Raw genomic sequence first — 16,659 nt, 5'->3', positions numbered from 1 at the left:
GCGTAACTTTCCGGCTTAAGGTTTAAATCCAGCGTGCCGAAAGTCTGCAGGAAACCCTTAGAACCGTGAACCTCATTACTTTCATCCTCCTCGGTTATGTCGCGATCGCGCTGTTGATCGCCTTGATGGTGCGTCGTGCGCCCGTCGGTTATGAAGACGACCAAGGATTCCATAACGGCGAACGCCCGTTGGAGCGTTCGACGACCGATTCGCTCTTGGCGAAGCTGTGAGGCGGTGCGCCCGATCGGGGCGCCGAGTTGCGTAAAATGGGCTTCCGCCGTGACGCTGGGGCCGCGATAGTGCGCGTCCATGTCGGACCTGCCTTTCCTCCAACTCAAACCCAACGCCAAGGGGCGTGTATTGCTCGGGCACCCGTGGGTGTTTGGCAACGAACTGACAGAGCTGGCGGGATCTGAATTTGATGGCGAAGTTCTCGAGTGTCGGGATCGACGCGGCAAACGCCTGGGCGTGGGCATTTACAACAGCCAGTCGCAGATCGCTTGGCGGCGCTTGGACGGCGGGCCGGCCCCGCTTAATGAACGTTACCTGCGCCATGCGGCCCAGGCTGCGCTGACCCGCCGAGAGGCGCTGGGCAGTCGTTCGACCTACCGCCGGCTCATTTGGTCGGAGGCCGATGGCATGCCGGGCGTGGTGGTCGACCAATTTGGCGACACGCTGGTGATGCAGGTGCAAACCCTGGCGTTCGAGCGCTGGAAGGACGTCTTGGCGGACATCCTGATCGAGCTCACCGGTGCCCGAGAGGTCATCCATCGCGACGATGCGTCCATTCGTCGATTTGAAGGATTGCCGCACGAAGTGCGCACCCGCTCGGGGCGGGACTGGGAGCCGCGGTGGGCGACGATTGATGGCTTTGATTATTGGTTGGATCTCATGTCTGGCCAGAAAACCGGCTTCTATCTGGATCAGCGGGAACAGCACGCGCGAGTGGCGGCGTGGGTGGCCGAGTTGGCGCGGCGCGGCGGCGGCAAGCCGCGGGTGCTGGATGCGTTTTGCAACCAGGGTGCCTTTGCGCTGCAGGCGGCGCGGGCCGGGGCAGGCGAAGTGCTCGGGCTCGACAGTGCCGGAGATGCCATCGCGCAGGCGCGGCTTAACGCCGAGCGTAATGACGTGGCGGATACCTGTCGGTTTGCCGAGGCGAATGTATTCGACTGGTTCAGTGCCAACCGGAGCGAGAAGTGGGACGTGATCGTGCTCGATCCCCCGCCGTTTGCGAAGTCGAAGAAGGCCTTGGACGGCGCGATGCGCGGCTACAAGGAGCTCAATTTGCGCGCGTTGCAGAGCCTGAATGCGGGCGGGCTGCTGGCGACCTACACCTGTTCGCACCACATGCAGGATGCGGAGCTGCGCCAGGTAGTGGCGGGCGCGGCGGCGGATGCGCGGCGACGGGTGCACATCGTGGAGTATTGCCACCAGCCGGCGGATCACCCGGTGCTGGTGACGATGCCGGAAAGCGAATACCTGCGCGGCTACGTGCTGCGGGTGGATTGAGCGACCGACCCGCGACCACGTTGTCGCTGCGCTCCAACGCGGCTAGTGAGTTAAAACAAAAAGGGTCGGCTGAAGGCCGACCCTACGTGGTTTAAGCGGTGCGCTTTTGGCGGCGGCGTTGGTGCCAGATCATGGCGCCGGCGAGGGCGACGGTGATGAGGCCCCAGGTGCGCGGCTCGGGGACCGGAGTGAATCCGACGGTGGAATCGAAGGGCTTGAAGTGCAGCTCGGCGCCGTTGTGGGTGTAGCTGGAGGCCACGATTTGACCCTCGGGCGCGACATTGCCGCTGTTGCTCAGATTGATCTCGGGGGCGAGGATGGAGCCGTAGAAGCGGGCACCACCGCCCAAACTCACTGAGTCGGCGAGGCTGCCGTTGGAGTCGGGCGTGATGTTCCAGAGCAGCTGTTCGTTGTTGGTGCCGGAGTTGAAATTGATGCCGCCGAAGATGGTTTTGTCGGTCGCGTTGAGGACGTTGATCACGTAGGTCACGTCGGTGGGCACATCGATCTTCACCTGGCTGACGCGCTCTTGGTTTTGGTCCCACGAGCCGTTGCCGTTGGCGTCGAAGAGCACGCCATTGAAGAGGTTCATGTCCAGGTTGAACACGACCACGCCGCTGGTGGCACCGTTGGCGTTGAAGTTGAGCGTCTGGCCTTGGAGCGAGATGCTGCCGGTCGGCGTGGCGGCGGCGAGGGTCTGGGAGATGGCGACGAGGCCGTTCTCCAGATTGGCGAAGTCCCAGTTTGCGGGAGTGGGATTGGTGCGCGGGTCGAAGGCGGCCTGCGGGTCGGAGCTGTTGGCCGAGTAGAGGCGGCCGTTGCCGGGAGATTGGAGGCGGCGTTGGTTGGAGGTGTAGGACCAGTTGCCGGTGAGGTTGGGCGTGGACGCGTAACCGCTGTGCAGCTGGGTGTCGCCGGTGAGGTTGAGCTGGCCGGCGACGTAGAGGGTCGGGTCGCTGGTTACGCCGAAGAGTTCGGGCTTTTGGGCGATGGAGCCGGAGCCGTTGAGGGTGAGGTTGCCGCCGACGGCGAGCGGTCCCCACGTGTCACCGTAGTTCGAGAGAGTGGTATCGCCGAAGGTGATGAGGCCGTAGTTCCGCATCGCCTGGTCGTAGGCGTAGACGGCGTTGTTCACTGCCACCTGCGCATGCAGCGCGGAGGTGCCCCAGACTCCAACGACGAGGAGGCAGGCAGCCGAAAAGCAGGAACGGAAAGAAAGACGGTTCATGTTGTGTCCTTACTATGATTCAAGAGCTGCGTCGGGTCAATGGAGGGGCCTTACGCAATCGTGATGAACAGGGACTTCGTAGTAGTGCGCATTTGCCGGCCGAGAGGTTAGGGTTTGGGCAGCCCTTGCGTGAGCAGGTTTCGTTCCTCGGGCAGCAACTGAAGTTGGCGGAGAACCGGCAGGCTTTCCAGCGGGCGGGCGGGGCGCTCGATGAGGGCGACGAAGAAGGCGGCGTCGGGGTTCTGGCGAGCGCCGGGCCCGGCGGCTTGCAGGAGTTCCCGGGCTTTGGCCGAGTCTTCACGCAGCCAGGCCCAGGCGGCTTGGGCGGCGAGCGTGCGGGGACTGGCGGGCAGGCCCTCGAGACGTTCGGCGGCGAGGGAGCGAATGCGGCCCTGGGTTTCCGGCCGCGCCAAACCGAGGCGCAGCCACGCGGTGACGACGTCGATGTTGTGCGGGTCGCGTTGCACCCACTGACTGAGCAGCGACCAGACGAGTTCGGTCTTGCCGGCGGCGACCCATTGGTCGTGCAGAGCGGCGTAGGCCCAGAAGGCTTGCGGGGAGCGGGTCACGACGGCTTGCAGGGCCGCTTCGCCCCAGGCAGGTCGTTGCCAAATGGAGGCGAGGCGAGCGAGCACGCGCAGTTCGCCGTTGTGCGAGGCGGTCTTGGCGATGGTGAGCGCTTCGGTCCAAGCCACATCGGCGGCGTTGGGATGGTTGGTGACTGCGAGGCGCTGGGCGCCGGTGGCGAGCAGGAGCGTGTCGGATGATATGGGGCCGAAGGTGGCGTCGAGCAGCGGGTCGACCGCGAGGCCGAGTTGGCCGGTGCTGAGCAGGAGCTCGGTGTAGATCTCGGTGATGGCGCTGTCATGGATGCGCGCGGGTGCTAGCGATTGCAGCCAGCGCAGGGCTTCATCGGAGCGGCGCACGCTGGACAACCACGCGGCGAGGGCGGCGACGTCGGTATCGTGGTCCTGCGCGCTGTATTTGAGGCGGGCGATCACGTCCTCCAGCGGGGCGAGCGGAACAGCGGGGCGGTCGGTGGTGGTCGGCGGAGCAGGGAAGGTGGCAAGCAGGCGCTCCACCAAGGCGGCGGCGCGAGGGCCGTCCTGTTGGCGGGCGGCATCCTTGAGTAACTCGAGGGCGGCGCGCACGCGGACGGTGGGTTGGTCGAGCAGATCATCGAGAGCGGAGCGGCCGGCGGCGCGCTCGGTGGCGTCGGGGCTCCACGCTTGGGCGATGGCAAGATCGAGGGCGGCTTGGGTGTCGTCGGGCGTCAGTCGCAGCAGCTCACGCAGGTGGGCCTTCATGGTCTCGATATCGCCGAGGTGCAGCGCGATCGAACTGGCGAGGCGCAGGTAGCGGGCGTCCAGTTCGGCGGCGCTGAGGACGACCGGATCGAGTGCGTCCTGTCCCACCTTCAAGCGGCCAAAGCGCAGGGCGTCGGCGGCGAGGTCGAGTCGGGCTTGCATATTACCCGGGGCCAGATCGACGACCTGTTGGCGGGCGGAGATGGCCTGCTCGTCGCCGACTTTGGAAAGGTAACCGGCGATGCGTTGCCAGGCCTCGATGTCGTCCTGGCCGAGTTGGGCGGCGCGGTAGAGCGAAAGGAGCAGGTTGCGGTAGTCCTGTTCGGCATCGAAGGTGGCGGCTTGGTCCAGCGCTCGCTCGAGGCGGTAGTGACGCCACGCCGGTTTTAGTGCCAACGTATACAGGGGGAGCAGCACCAGCAAACCGAGGATCGCGGCTCCCATCGCGATAAGTGAAAAGCGTTCGGCGGACGAACGGTTTTCCCACGTCTCTGCGAGGCGTCGAACTAGTGGGTGATCGGCGAGGGCCATACGTTTTGGACCGGGAATTATGGAACCGGATCTTGTAAGCGGAAGACGATGTGCGTTCTTAGGCAAACGACGTCGGCACAAAATGGCTTCAAGACAACCAATGGCAGTCGAGCACAAGGCGTGCCCCACCGCGTCGCCGGTGTGGCAGTGGACCGATTTTGCATGGCTGGCGTTGTTGTGGGGACCGCTGTTGTGGCGCTGGTCGGCGGCGTGGTCGGTCGACCCGGAGGTGGCGCACGGCTGGGCGGTGCCGGTGTTGGCGTTGTATTTGTCATGGCAGCGCGCACTCGCGTCCCCGCGGCTGCGCCAAGTGGATGTGGCGGAAGCGCAGCGGCCGCATCCGTGGGCCTTGGTGGTGATGTTGGGCGGGGCGGCGGTGGTGGCCGCGGCGGTGGTGGTGCTGGAAGTGAATCCACTGTGGCCGCGCGCGCAGTGGGTCGGGGGGCTGGCGGCCGTGGGCACGACGGCGGCGTGGTTGTGGCGCCGCGGCGGCGCGGTGGCGATGGCGCGCTATGCCTTTCCGGTGTGTTTTATGCTCACCGCGATCACGTGGCCCTCGGTGGTGCGGCAGCCGGTGGTGCACACCCTGACGGAGTGGCACGCGCAACTGGCGGCAGAGGTGGTGACGATGGCAGGGCGGGCGGCGGTGGTGCGTGGCAACATCATCGAAGTGGAACAGGGACTGATCGGTGTGGAGGACGCCTGCAGCGGCCTGCGCTCCTTGCAGGCGGTGTGGATGTTTGCGTGGTTTTTTGGTGAGCTGCATCGCCTGCGGTGGATACGCCGATTGCGTCTGGTCGGCGCGGCGATGCTGGCGGCGTTGGTCTTCAACGTCGTGCGCACTGTGTTCCTGACTTGGATGGTTGGCAGTGAAAGCGGCGAGACGGCGACGGATCTGCACGATCCTGCCGGCGTGACCGTGATGATCGCCACGCTCCTGACGATCGTGCTCTACGCGTTGCGCTTGGCGCGGAGCAATGATGCGGAGGGCGCGGACCGGGGCGCGAGTGTCACGACCACGACTTGGCATTCGACGCGGGTTGGTTGGGTGGTGGCGACGGCGGTGGCGGTGCTCGTATTGGAATCGGGGATACGGCTGTGGTTCGACCGGGAGGGATCCGAAGACGGGGCGGAGCACTGGGCTTTTGTGGCGGCACCCGATGGCTGGGAGGAGCATCCGATCTCGGAGGACGTGTTGGCCGTGATGCAGTGCAGCTCGGCAACGCAACTCACGACGGTGCGCACGTGGAATGGGGTCGCGGGTCTGGCGATGCTTTTTCGCTGGGAGGAGGACGCGGCGGGGTTAAGCACGTTGACCAATGTGCACGACCCGCGCGTGTGTATGCCGGCGATAGGCGCGACTCTGGTTGCCACGGATGAGCCGATCGAGCTGGAGGTGGCGGGACGCGTGCTGGCGTTTGACGCCTATCAGTTTCGCGTCGATGGGCTGCGCCAGTATGTGTTCAACGCGGTGTGGGATGCGTCGCGTCGGGAGGCGACGCCACGCTCGGTGGTGGGGGCGAGTTTGGACAGCGAGCGGCTGACCCGCGTGCTACGCGGGCGGCGTTACGCGGATCGAGACCGGGTGGTTTTTGTGCTGCAGGACGATGTCTCGCCGGCAGACGCGGCGGCGTGGCTGCGCCGCACGGCGAGCGCGATGCTGCGACTGCAGGACGGGCGTTAATTAAGTTCCGCGACGGCGGGGCGGCGTTGGCGGCGGCGCAGGGCGATGGCGAGCAGGGCGGCCCCGATGCCGGCGGCGGCCCAGGTGCGGGGTTCGGGCACCGGGGTGAACGACACGAAGGTGGTGAAAGACTGGTAGTGCAGCTCGGCGTTATTGTGGCTGTAGGTCGCAGCGATGACCTGACCTTCGGTCGCGACGTTGGCGCTGTTGGACAGATCGATGAGCGGAGCGAGAATCGAGCCGTAGAAGCGGGATTGACCACCGAGGGAAACAGAGTCGCCGAGGGAGGTGTTGGAGTCGGGCGTGATGTTCCAGAGGATCTGGTTGTTGTTCTGGCCCTGATTAAAGTTGATGCCGTCGAAGATGGTGGTGCCGGTGGCGTTGAGCACGTTGATGACGTAGGTGACGGAGTCGGGCACATCGATCTTCACCTGGCTCACGCGCTCCTGGTTTTGGTTGAACTGACCGTTGCCGTTGGCGTCGTAGATGTAGCCCTGGAAGTCGTTCATATCGAGGTTGAACACGACGACTCCCTCGGTCTGACCATTGGCGTTGAAGGAAAGCGTTTGGCCGGAGAGTTGAATGAGGCCGGTGGCGGTAGCGCTGGCGAGTTCGGCGGAGGCTTGGGCGAGGTCGGCCTGAATGGTGGCGAAGTCCCAGTCGGTGGGACCGGGGTTGTTGCGCGGGTCGACGGCGCCGAGTGGGTCGGAGGTGTTGCTGGTGCTCAGCACGCCGTTGCTGCCACTGAGGCGGCGCTGGGTGCTGTCCCAGGAGAACGAGCCTTCGAGACCGGGGAGGGCGGCGTATCCATTTTCCAAATGCACCCAGTTGTTCATGGTGAGGTTGCCCTGCACGTAGAGGGTGGGGTCGGAGGAGGCGCCGAACAGGTAGGATTTCTGGGCGATGGAGCCGCCGTCGAGATGGAGGTCGCCGCCGACGGCGAGGGGGCCCCAGGTGTCGCCGTAGTTGGTGAAGCTGGCGTTGCCGAAAGAGATCAGGCCGTAGTTGCGGATGGTCTGGTCGACCGTCCACACCGCGTTGTCCACCGATACCTGAGCGGTGACACTGCAAACGAGAGCGGCGCTGAGGCTCAGGAGTTGGAGAGGACGGCGAAGAGGCTTCACGAGCAGGAAAATTTTGGGCCCGGGCAGGGGGTGGTCAATTGGCGGCAGCTGAGCATCTTTACGCAGGGGAGTTACCTCACGTGCAGAGAGTGGGAATTGGTGGAGACGGGGCGGGGAGCACCGACGGGCATGTCGTCGTCGGTGGAGAGCTGGCGGCGTTCCTCGTAGGTGAGGAGCAGGCGGGAGAGGGCGGGGAAGCGGCGGTTCGGGTCGAGGGGGCGGTCGATCAAAGCGGCCCAGTAGGCGGCGTCGGGTTCGCGGTCGACCACGTTGCCGGCGCGCTGGAGCAGCTCGCGGGCAAGGGCGGTTTCGCCGTGGAGATGGTGCCACCCGGCGAGCGCGGCATCGCGGCGCGGACTCGCGGGCAGGGCGAGGAGGCGACGGGTGGCCTCGCGTTCGAGTTCGGTCGGGACTTGGGGCAGCGAGGTGCCCAGGCGTATCCACTGAATGACAACGGTGAGATCGTCTGGCTGCCGTTCGATCCATTGCTGGTAGAGTTTCCACAGGGCGTTGGCGTTGTCGGCTGCGAGCAGTTGGTCTCGGAGGCCGGCGTAGGCCCAGAATGCGTTGGGGTTGCGTTTGAGGGCCGCGCGCAGGGCCTGTTGAGTCCAATCGTTGCGTCCCCAGAGAGCCCCGACGCGGGCGAGGACCCGCAGGGCGTTGGGATCGCGGGCATCGGAGGCGAGATTGATGGCTTCGTCCCAGGCGGCCTGAGCGGCGGCGAGGCGGTTGTGGGCTTCGAGTTGGCGGGCGCCGGTTGCGAGCACGGCGGCTTCAGGCGGCAGGTCACCGAAGGCGTTTTGCAGCAGGTAATGAGCGGAGGCGGCCGGGATGCCCTCGCGCAGGGAGATCTCGGCGGCGATCTCGGCGACGCGCGGGTGTTCGCGGAGTTCGGCGGGCAGGGTATGCACCCACTGCAGGGCGTCCCGGCCGAGGCGGATATCGGCGAGCCAATCGGCGACTCGGGCGACGTCGGCCGGGTCGTCGAGTGCCGTGGTTTTGAGGCCGAGGATGAGGGTGTTGAGGTTGGTGGTGCGGGCGGTGAAGGCAGTGGGGTAGTCGAGCGCGTCGACGAGGTGCGGAAAGAGGGCGACGAGTTGGGGTTGGTCTTGGTTGCGGGCGGTGTCCTTGAGCAGGTCGAGGGTGACGCGCACCCGCAGCTCGGGCTGGGCGAGGAGGACGGTGAGGGTATCGAGGCCGTTGCGACGTTCGGTGGCGTCGGGGCTCCAGAGGCGAGCGATGGCGAGGTCGTAGGCGGCCTGTGTGTTGGACGGGTCGGCTGAGACGAGGGCGGTGAGATTGGTTTTCAGTTGATCAACGTCGCCCAAGTAGAGCGCGAGGGTGGCAGCGGCTTCCTGATAGGTGGTGCTGGAGGGCGCGAGGGCCTTGGCAGCCTCGAGGGCCGATTGGGAGGTTTTGTAATCGCCGAAGAGCAGGGCGGTCTGGGCGAGTTCCACCCGGGCGTGGAGGTCGGTCGGGTCGAGGGCGGTGACAGTCTGGCGGGCTTGCAGGGCCTCGGGGGAGCCGAGTTGGGTGAGATAATCGGCGATGCGTCGCCACACGGCGACGTCTTGCGAGCCCAGTTGGGAGGCCCGGCGGATGGCGAGCAGGACGTTGCGGTAGTCCTGCTCGGCGGCGAAGGCGTTGGCCTGGGCGAGGGTGCGGTCGACGCGCCACGTTTGCAGGCGAGGCAGTCCCCAGAATTGCACGACGGGCCAGAGTGCGAGGCCCAGCAGGGCGGTGACCGCTGCGGCGGTGGCGGCGATCTGTTGGCGGTGGGTGAAGCCGGTCCAGTAGAGGTGCCAGTGGCGTTGCCAGCGGGCGATCACGGTGACGGTCCCCCGGATTTAGCCTCAATCGGGAAGTGGATGTGGCGATACATGAAGGGGATTCCTCCCTGTTTATCGGCGGATTTCGCCCAGTCTTGAATGTCATCCCAGATCGAAACAGTCGCGGCGCCCGAGCGGGGGCGTGAGGTGAGCGCGGACCGCTGGTCGGTGGGGTTGCTGGTGGCGTGCCTGTGGGGGCCGATCCTGTGGCGCCTGCGTGAAGCATGGGGGGCGGATCCGGAGCTCATGCACGGGGTGGCGGTGCCATTCCTGGCGCTCTATCTGGCGTGGCAGCGTGCGCGGGTCGGGGAACGGACCGGAGGCCGGAAGGTTGGAACGGCGTGGATTGGAATCGTGGTTTTGATCGTGAGCCTGGTGGGCTGCTGGGCCATGGCGCTCGTGCTGGAGATCAATGCGCTCTGGCCGAAGGCGCAGTGGGTGGGGGCGGGGTTCGCGACGGCCGGCAGCTTGGGGGTGTTGTATTGGTCGGGTGGGTGGCCGCGGGTGCGGCATTATGCCTTTCCGGTTTTGTTTATGTTCACGGCGTTGTCGTGGCCGACGTTTGTGCGCACGGCGGTGGTTTCGGTGCTGACCGAGTCGCACGCGGAGATGGCGGCGGAAATCGTATCGCTGCTGGGTTATCCGGCGGTGGTGCGTGGCAACGTTATCGAAGTGGCGTCGGGTTTGGTGGGGGTGGAGCAAGCTTGTGCCGGACTACGATCGCTGCAGGCGGTGTGGATGTTTGGCCTCTTTTTTGGGGAGCTGCATCTGCTGAGCGTGGCGGGCCGACTACGCGTGCTGGCGGTCGTGGTGATCGCGGCATTGGTCGGCAATGTGATGCGCACGGTGTTTTTGACCTGGCGGATCGGGGTGGAGGGACTGCACGCCAACGAGGTCTGGCACGACGAGGCCGGCATGGCCGTGCTCATCGGCACCTTGGTGGTGGCGGTGGTGTATGCGCAGTGGGAGGCGGGTCGGTTCACGCGGTCGAAAGCGGCCGCGCCGATCGCCGCGACTCCGGGGGCGTGGCCGCGTGTGTGGCGTCCGGCGCTGTTGGCCGTGTTACTCGAAACTCTCCTGGTCGAGGTGGCGGTGCGGCATTGGTATGAACGCGGGCAGGACGCGGTGGTGACGCAACGTTGGGAGTTGTGCGACCCTTCGGCCGATTGGGTGGCAGAAGCGGTGCATGAGACCACGCGAGAGATTTTGTTGTGCACCAGTGCGCGGCAGTTGCAGACCTCGGCCAGCAGTCGCACGGCGGCTCTGGCGGCGATTTTCCGGTGGGAAAATGATCAAACCGCGGCGAGTTCACTGACCAATTCCCACGACCCTTCGGTGTGCATGCCGGCGGTGGGGGGGCGGTTGCTCGATCAACCCGGCGAGGTGGCGCTGAAGCTGGGCGCGCGGGAGTTGATCTTCGATGTCTATCGTTTCGAAACGCAGGGGCGGGTGCAGACGGTCTTCAACGCGGTGTGGGACGCGATGCGAGGCGAGTCGATGCCGCGCGCGCAACGCGGAGTGACGGTGGAGGACGAACGGCTCGCGCGAGTCTGGGCTAGCCAACGTTATGCCGATCGCGATCGCGTCGTGTTGGTGCTGGAGGGCGATTACTCCGTGCCGGCCGCGGTGGCGTGGTTGCAAAGAGAAGCCCCGCGGCTGCTCAAGCCCACGGTGGGCAAGCAGCGACGGGGCTGAGTAACTTTTTCCAGGGAGCGCGGCGGGCGTGCTTATTGATCGGCGGCGTAGATGGTGATGGAGCCGCCTGAGGTGTCGGCGCGGACGCGGGCACCGCCGCCGTTGATCTCACCCTCGGCGTGGGTGCGGGTGATCTTGTGAGGGGTGATGGCAAGTTCGTCGATGGTGACGCGGCCGCCAGAGGTGTCGGCGTAAAGGTCGTAGCTGCCGTCCGGATCGAGACCGATTTTGATGGAGCCACCGGAAGTGTCGGCGTTCACGTCTTCGACATCGGGGCCGACGTAGTTGATGCGAATGGAGCCGCCGGAGGTATCGGCGCGGACGCGGCCGAGGGCGCGTTTGACGGAGATGGAGCCACCGGAAGTGTCGAGGTTGAGGTAGCCGGTGCCGCCGGTGACGTTGATCGAACCACCCGAGGTATCGGCGATAAGGTCGCCGGTGACTTCACCATCGACGGAGATGGAGCCGCCGGAGGTGTCGAGGTTGAGGTCGACGTAGTCGGGGCAGGTGAGCGTCACCTTAAAGCTGGCGCGGTTTTTCTTGGACCAACCGGAGAACCAGCCGCCGCTCTTGGCGGATTCGATATCGAGCACCACGTCGTCACCCTGCTGTTCGAAGGTGATTTTATAGCGCTCGAGGATTTCGGCGATGTCGCGCTCGTCGTTGGTGTGAAAGGTTTGGTGCAGGGTGAGCGAGGCGGTGTCGCCGCGCACGATCTCGGCCTTGATGGAGCCGCCGGAGATATCGACTTTGATTTCCGAGCCGGGACGCACCGTGAAGCTGCGCTCAACCTCGCGGTTGATCTTGGCGAAGGTAAACGCCGGCGTGAGCAGGAGAAGGGCGGGGAGCAGGAGTTTGCGGAGCATGTTATGGGAAGAACCCGCCGCCCCCGGTCGAAGTTGCAAAGAAATCCAAGAAAAACGCCGCTGAAATTTCAGCGGCGCAGTCGGGGGGGGGGAATCGGGTGGAGCGGGAGGCGTCGTTCAGGCCTCGATTCGGCGGCGGCGGCGGCGGTGAAACTCCATGGCCACGGCGGCGAAAGCCAGCGCGATCAAACTCCAGGTGCGGGGCTCCGGCACGGCGGAGAAGCTGACGGGAGCATCAAAGCCGACGTAGTGGAGCTCGGCGTTGGCATTGTGGGAGTAGTTGGCCGCTATGATTTGGCCGTTGGGGGCGACGTTGCCGATGTTGCTCAAGTCGACGAGGGGCGCGAGCACGGTGCCGTAGAAGGACGCGCCTCCGCCGAGTGACATGGAGTCGGTGGTGAGCGGATCGGAGTCGGGCACGATGTTCCAGAGCAACTGGTCCATGTTGTCGCCGCCGTTAAAATTGATGCCGATGGAGTTACCGAAGAGCACGTCGCCGTCGGTGCCGTTGCGGACGTTGATGGCGAAGACCACGTCGTCCGGTATGTTCATGACGATGCGGTCGACTTTCTCGGAATTGAACTCGAAGACGCCGTCGTCGTTGAAGTCGTAGACAACGTTGTTGAAGCGGCTGAGATCGAGATCGAAGACCACAACACCTTCGGTGATGGCACCCGCGTCGAAGGTGAGGGCGCCGCTGTTGAGGGACATCGTGCCGTTGGCGGTGGCGTTGGCGATGTTGGTGGAGATACCGGTGACCGCGGTGGACATGGCGCTCCAATCCCAATCGGCCGGGGTGGGGTTGCCGCGGGGGTCACTGCCGGCGAGCGTGGTGCCGCCGCCGTAGGCGTTGGAAGAACTCAGCAGGGTGCTGTTGCCGTTGTTGCTGAGTCGCTGGGTTACGCTGTCGTAGCTCCAACTGCCGGAGAGTCCGGGGAGGGCGGCGTAACCGTTCTCGAGATGCACGGTGCCGTTGGTGGTGAGTTGACCGCCCACGTAGAGGGTCGGATCACTGGAAAGACCAAAAAGATCGTCGCGTTGGGCAACATCGGTGCCGGAGCCGAGGAAGAGGTCGCCGGCTACCGCGAGACCACCGTGGGTGTCCTGTGAGCCCGCAAAGGAGGCGTTGCCGAAGCTGATGAGATTGTAGTTTCGGAGGTAGGAATCGAGTTGGGCGATGTCCGATTCGAGCGAGACTTGGCCCAACGCAGTCGCGGCGCCGATGGAAACGGATGCGGCGACCATAAGCCCGGTATAGGGTGATTTCCTCATGATGATTGAACCTAACGAGGGAAGTGGGACGATTGTCAATAGGGAGCCGCGAGTATGAAAAAAGTTCGCGTGACTCGGGGTCACTGCAGCTGACGCAGGAGTTGGAGGTGTTGCTCGCGTTCCGCGTTGAGCAACTTGGTTGAAGGCGGATCCGCCAGGAGCAGACGAGCGGTGGCGGTGTCGCCGGCAGCGACCGCGATCACGGCGCCCCAGTGCCGGAACTCAGGCAGGGTGAGGGCCGCGGCGGGGACTTGTTGCCAGATCGCGGCGGCGTCCGAGGTGTGGTGCTGGCGTTGAACGAGTAGCGCCCGGCAGAAGAGGGTGACCGGCGAATCGGCTGGCGCCGTGGACAGCGCGCGGGACACGGGATCGGATAAGGTCGCGGACTTGATCGGGCTGGTCGCGTGGAGGCGGACAGCCCATTGCAGCGCGATCAAATCGGAGGGCTGGTGAAGCAGACGTTCGTCGAGCAACTCCTGCAGGTCGCGACGGCGGTCGGTCGTGGTGAAATGGCCGAGCAAAGTGGTGAATGCCCAGGTGTCCGTGGGGTCGCGTTTCAGAATGCTCTGCAGCGGTGCCAGGCTCAGCTCGTTGTTGCTCCCGGTCGCGGCGATGCGCGCCAGGGTGCGGAGCTGGGCGACGGAGGGAGCCGCGTTGGCTTGGGTGACGGCATCACTCCACGTGAACTGAGCGCGGTCGATTTTGTTCATGCGCAGTTGCTCTTGAGCCGCGAGGGCGAGCACGACGGTCTCAGGAGCGAGTGGTCCGAGAGTGCCCTGCATGAGCAGCGGCGCGGCGACATCGAGGCGGCGGGCGCGCAGAGCGAGTTCGGCGGTGAGTGGCGCCAGTTCCGCGGAGGGGTCGGTTGCGGTGGGCAGGGTCGTGATCCATTCAAGAGCGGAATCGACGCGACCGATTTCAACCATCCAACGGGCAACCGTGGCGACATCGGTGGGTTGGGTGGTGGCGCGTGATTGCAACGTTTGCAGGAAGGCCGCGAAGAGTTGGTCGGAGTCGGGGTAGGTGTTGGCGCGGTCGCCAACCAAGCCGGTGATCACCGTGGAGGCGGTCGTCGCGTCGCGCTGGCGGCCGGCGTCGCGCAGTAACGCGACCGAGGCACGCACGACGTAGTCGGCGTTGTGGCGAAGATCCAGTAGTCGGGCCTGCGCTTCGTCGTGAGCGTCGGGCAGGTTTAGTTGGAGCACACTCAGGTTGTAGCGAACCTCCGGGTTATCCGGGGCGAGGGCCAGGGCCGCTTGCAGCTCGGCCAAGGCGACCCACGGCTCGTTCAAACGCAGCGCGACGGCGGCGGTGAGTTGATGGCGGGTAAGGTCGGGAGTGGACTGCAGCGAAGCGAGCGCGTCTCGGGCGCGTTCGGGCGAGTCGAAGCGCAGCGCTTCGCGAGCGAGTTGGTAGTGGGTGTCGACGTCGTTCTGGCCGAGGCGCAGCAGGTTTTCGTAGGCGACGAGCGTATCGGGTTGACCGAGAGCGGAGAGGTAACCGGCGGTCTCGCTCCACACTTCCAGGTTACTCGGGGCGAGTTGCGAGGCGCGTTGCAGGTGGAGCAACAGGGCGCGGTAGTTGCCGGCTTCGGCGGAGGCGGAGGCTTGCTCGAGGGCGCGGTTGACGCGCCAGTCACGCCAGACCGGGGAGAGGAGTTTCCATGCCGGTATCGCCAAGATGGCGCAGGCCACCAGAACGACCAATCCCCCCACGCGCGCGCGTTCACCAGCGGAGAGGCGGGTGAGGTAAGATTCAAATCGTTCACGCCAGGACGGCGGCAGAAGACGCATCGGAAAAGTAGCTGAGCAGTTCGGGTGCCGCATGGTTGACCCCCTACTTGGCGAAAAGGTTCGAGCAAAAGTGCCGCGGCGGCGTGAAAATGTTGCCGGCGACGAAGCCGGCTTGCGCTAACCCGGATGGGTGCTCGAAAACATCGCGCCAATGTCGGCTCCCGAATCCCAAAACTTCCCCGCGATTCGTCTGGCGAATGACGCGAGAGGGCGCTGGACCGTAAGCGGTTGGGTCACGCTTGTAGCGATTGTTTGGATACCGGTGGTCTGGCGATGGCGGACAGCATGGGCGGTGGACGAAGATTTGCTGCACGGTCCGTTGGTGCCGCTGTTGGCGATCTACGGACTGTGGCTGCGGCGTGCTGAAATTTCAGTGGTGACTACAGCGGCCCAAAGAACGCGTGGCCGAAGCTGGGGCTGGTGGGGTTATGCGTTGGGCCTTGGCGGTGTGCTGATGGTGATGCCCGTGCTGGAGGCCAATCGCTTGTGGCCGACCGCACAGTGGGGCGCGTTGGGGGCGGCTATCGTCGCGACCCTGGGCGCGCTCTGGGTGATGGGGGGATGGGCGGCGTGTCGGTGGGCCGGCTTTGCGCTGTTTTTTATGCACACGGCGATCGCGTGGCCGACGATGTTGCGCGAGCCGGTCATGCAATGGCTGATGCAGTCCAACGCGCAAATCGCCGCCGAGGTGTTGTCGTTGGCGGGCAAAGCGGCAGTGGTGCGTGGCAACGTCATCGAAGTGGAGTCAGGTTTGATCGGCGTGGAGGCGGCGTGCAGCGGATTGCGATCCCTGCAGGCGGTTTGGATGATCGGTTGGCTTTTTGGAGAGTTGTTTCAGTTGAGAGTCAGCGGTCGCATTCGGATCGTGGTCGTCGCGCTGGTGGTGGCCTGGGTCAGTAATTTGGGGCGCACACTGGTGCTCACGTGGAAGATCGAGGACGGCGGCGCGACCGCGGGAGACCAGTGGCACGACCCGCTCGGAATCGTGGCCTTGGTGGTGACGCTGGCGGTGGTTTGGTGGGACGCCAATCGCGTGGCCAAAGCGGCGGAAGCGGCGAAGGTGGACGTCGCGCCGAAGCGGAGGACTGAAGCGATTCCGCGGGTTTCGCGGGTGGCATTAGTGACCGCGACACTCGTGGTGGTGCTCGCCGAGGTGGGCACGCAATGGTGGTATGGCGGCGGCCGACAGGACGAGCCGACACGTCATTGGTATTTGGAGACCGTGCCCGGCTGGACCGGCTTGGAAATTGAGGATCGCGTGCTGGAAATGTTGCAGTGCAGCGAGGCGGAACAGCTCTCGTGGCGTGCCAGCGGAGGCGGTAGTGGCGGGGCGGTCGCGATGGTTTTGCGTTGGATAGATGACGCGCAGGATCGGGCGGGGGCGGCAGCCGGGCACGGTCCGGAGATCTGCATGCCGGCGATCGGTGGGCGGATGGTGCGCGAACTGCCGCCGGTCGTGGTGGATGTCGATGGCGCCCATTTGCCGTTTGCGGCCTACGTCTTCGAAACCCGCGGTCACACGCAGCACGTGTTTAACCTGCTTTGGGATGCGCGGCAGAATGAGCCTTTGGGGCGTTTGGGTTTAAGTGGAGCCAGAGGCATAGTTCACGCGCGACTGGATCGCGTGCTGCAGCGCGAGCGCGAAGCCCAGATCGATCGGGTGGTGGTGGCGCTGCAGGACGCCGCCAGTGATGCGGCGGCCGTGGCGTGGTTGCAGCGCGAAATGGCGAGGGTGCTCGAGCGCAGCCCGCTGGTGGCGGACGGGTCATGATCGCCGGGACCCAATAAAAAGCCGGCCCCGTGATGGGACCGGCTGAAAAA

At 65.2% G+C, this 16,659-nt stretch carries 12 protein-coding genes; 5 read left to right on the top strand and 7 right to left on the bottom strand.

Annotation, left to right across the window (positions count from 1 at the left end):
• The first annotated feature begins 65 nt into the window (after positions 1 to 65).
• Together K1X11_RS04560 and K1X11_RS04555 are read left to right on the top strand one after the other, a co-directional pair.
• On the top strand, positions 66 to 230 hold the full coding sequence (locus K1X11_RS04560) for a hypothetical protein (RefSeq protein WP_221031765.1): 165 nt from the start codon (positions 66 to 68) through the stop codon (positions 228 to 230).
• Between the two features lie 79 nt (positions 231 to 309).
• On the top strand, positions 310 to 1,509 hold the full coding sequence (locus K1X11_RS04555; protein WP_221031764.1) for a class I SAM-dependent rRNA methyltransferase: 1,200 nt from the start codon (positions 310 to 312) through the stop codon (positions 1,507 to 1,509).
• Positions 1,510 to 1,600: 91 nt separating this feature from the next.
• Here the strand turns inward: K1X11_RS04555 and K1X11_RS04550 are convergent, their stop codons facing one another.
• A complete protein-coding gene (locus K1X11_RS04550; RefSeq protein ID WP_221031763.1) occupies positions 1,601 to 2,737 on the bottom strand; it encodes a collagen-binding domain-containing protein in 1,137 nt (378 codons plus the stop codon).
• A gap of 107 nt (positions 2,738 to 2,844) precedes the next feature.
• Positions 2,845 to 4,488 carry a hypothetical protein gene (locus K1X11_RS04545; RefSeq protein WP_221031762.1) on the bottom strand — a complete coding sequence of 548 codons (1,644 nt, stop codon included), beginning with the start codon at positions 4,486 to 4,488 and terminating at the stop codon, positions 2,845 to 2,847.
• 187 nt (positions 4,489 to 4,675) lie between these two features.
• Here K1X11_RS04545 and K1X11_RS04540 point away from each other — a divergent pair, with 187 nt between their 5' ends.
• Entirely contained in the window at positions 4,676 to 6,259 is a 1,584-nt protein-coding gene (locus K1X11_RS04540; RefSeq protein WP_221031761.1) for an exosortase/archaeosortase family protein, read from the top strand.
• Here K1X11_RS04540 and K1X11_RS04535 read toward each other — a convergent pair.
• Positions 6,256 to 7,383 carry a collagen-binding domain-containing protein gene (locus tag K1X11_RS04535; RefSeq protein ID WP_221031760.1) on the bottom strand — a complete coding sequence of 376 codons (1,128 nt, stop codon included), beginning with the start codon at positions 7,381 to 7,383 and terminating at the stop codon, positions 6,256 to 6,258. The two genes, K1X11_RS04540 and K1X11_RS04535, sit on opposite strands and share 4 nt — an antisense overlap.
• 71 nt (positions 7,384 to 7,454) lie before the next feature.
• The gene (locus tag K1X11_RS04530; RefSeq protein ID WP_221031759.1) at positions 7,455 to 9,212 is read right to left on the bottom strand and encodes a tetratricopeptide repeat protein; all 1,758 of its coding nucleotides are present in this window, start codon (positions 9,210 to 9,212) and stop codon (positions 7,455 to 7,457) included.
• A 99-nt stretch (positions 9,213 to 9,311) separates the two neighbouring features.
• On the opposite strand from K1X11_RS04530, the gene K1X11_RS04525 reads away from it, so the two are divergent.
• Complete coding sequence (locus K1X11_RS04525) at positions 9,312 to 10,907, top strand: exosortase/archaeosortase family protein (protein WP_221031758.1); 1,596 nt, start codon at positions 9,312 to 9,314, stop codon at positions 10,905 to 10,907.
• A gap of 32 nt (positions 10,908 to 10,939) precedes the next feature.
• On the opposite strand, the gene K1X11_RS04520 is transcribed toward K1X11_RS04525, so the two are convergent.
• From K1X11_RS04520 to K1X11_RS04510, 3 genes are all read right to left on the bottom strand, one after another.
• A complete protein-coding gene (locus K1X11_RS04520; RefSeq protein WP_221031757.1) occupies positions 10,940 to 11,773 on the bottom strand; it encodes a DUF4097 family beta strand repeat-containing protein in 834 nt (277 codons plus the stop codon).
• Between the two features lie 117 nt (positions 11,774 to 11,890).
• Positions 11,891 to 13,045: a collagen-binding domain-containing protein gene (locus K1X11_RS04515; RefSeq protein ID WP_221031756.1), complete on the bottom strand. Its 1,155-nt coding sequence runs from the start codon at positions 13,043 to 13,045 to the stop codon at positions 11,891 to 11,893.
• 80 nt (positions 13,046 to 13,125) lie between these two features.
• Positions 13,126 to 14,838 carry a hypothetical protein gene (locus tag K1X11_RS04510; protein ID WP_221031755.1) on the bottom strand — a complete coding sequence of 571 codons (1,713 nt, stop codon included), beginning with the start codon at positions 14,836 to 14,838 and terminating at the stop codon, positions 13,126 to 13,128.
• Positions 14,839 to 14,989: 151 nt separating this feature from the next.
• Here K1X11_RS04510 and K1X11_RS04505 point away from each other — a divergent pair, with 151 nt between their 5' ends.
• Entirely contained in the window at positions 14,990 to 16,609 is a 1,620-nt protein-coding gene (locus K1X11_RS04505; RefSeq protein WP_221031754.1) for an exosortase/archaeosortase family protein, read from the top strand.
• Positions 16,610 to 16,659 lie beyond the last annotated feature (50 nt).

It is taken from the genome of Actomonas aquatica (genome assembly GCF_019679435.2).
GTDB lineage: Bacteria > Verrucomicrobiota > Verrucomicrobiia > Opitutales > Opitutaceae > Actomonas > Actomonas aquatica.
Note: the sequence above shows the minus strand (reverse complement) of the source record. Positions and strands in the feature narration are given on the sequence as shown.

Coding starts and splice junctions, on each gene's coding strand:
- K1X11_RS04515 (WP_221031756.1), bottom strand. CDS start 13,045: ATGAGGAAATCACCCTATACCGGGCTTATGGTCGCCGCATCCGTTTCC.
- K1X11_RS04540 (WP_221031761.1), top strand. CDS start 4,676: ATGGCAGTCGAGCACAAGGCGTGCCCCACCGCGTCGCCGGTGTGGCAG.
- K1X11_RS04545 (WP_221031762.1), bottom strand. CDS start 4,488: ATGGGAGCCGCGATCCTCGGTTTGCTGGTGCTGCTCCCCCTGTATACG.
- K1X11_RS04520 (WP_221031757.1), bottom strand. CDS start 11,773: ATGCTCCGCAAACTCCTGCTCCCCGCCCTTCTCCTGCTCACGCCGGCG.
- K1X11_RS04510 (WP_221031755.1), bottom strand. CDS start 14,838: ATGCGTCTTCTGCCGCCGTCCTGGCGTGAACGATTTGAATCTTACCTC.
- K1X11_RS04505 (WP_221031754.1), top strand. CDS start 14,990: ATGTCGGCTCCCGAATCCCAAAACTTCCCCGCGATTCGTCTGGCGAAT.
- K1X11_RS04555 (WP_221031764.1), top strand. CDS start 310: ATGTCGGACCTGCCTTTCCTCCAACTCAAACCCAACGCCAAGGGGCGT.
- K1X11_RS04525 (WP_221031758.1), top strand. CDS start 9,312: ATGTCATCCCAGATCGAAACAGTCGCGGCGCCCGAGCGGGGGCGTGAG.
- K1X11_RS04550 (WP_221031763.1), bottom strand. CDS start 2,737: ATGAACCGTCTTTCTTTCCGTTCCTGCTTTTCGGCTGCCTGCCTCCTC.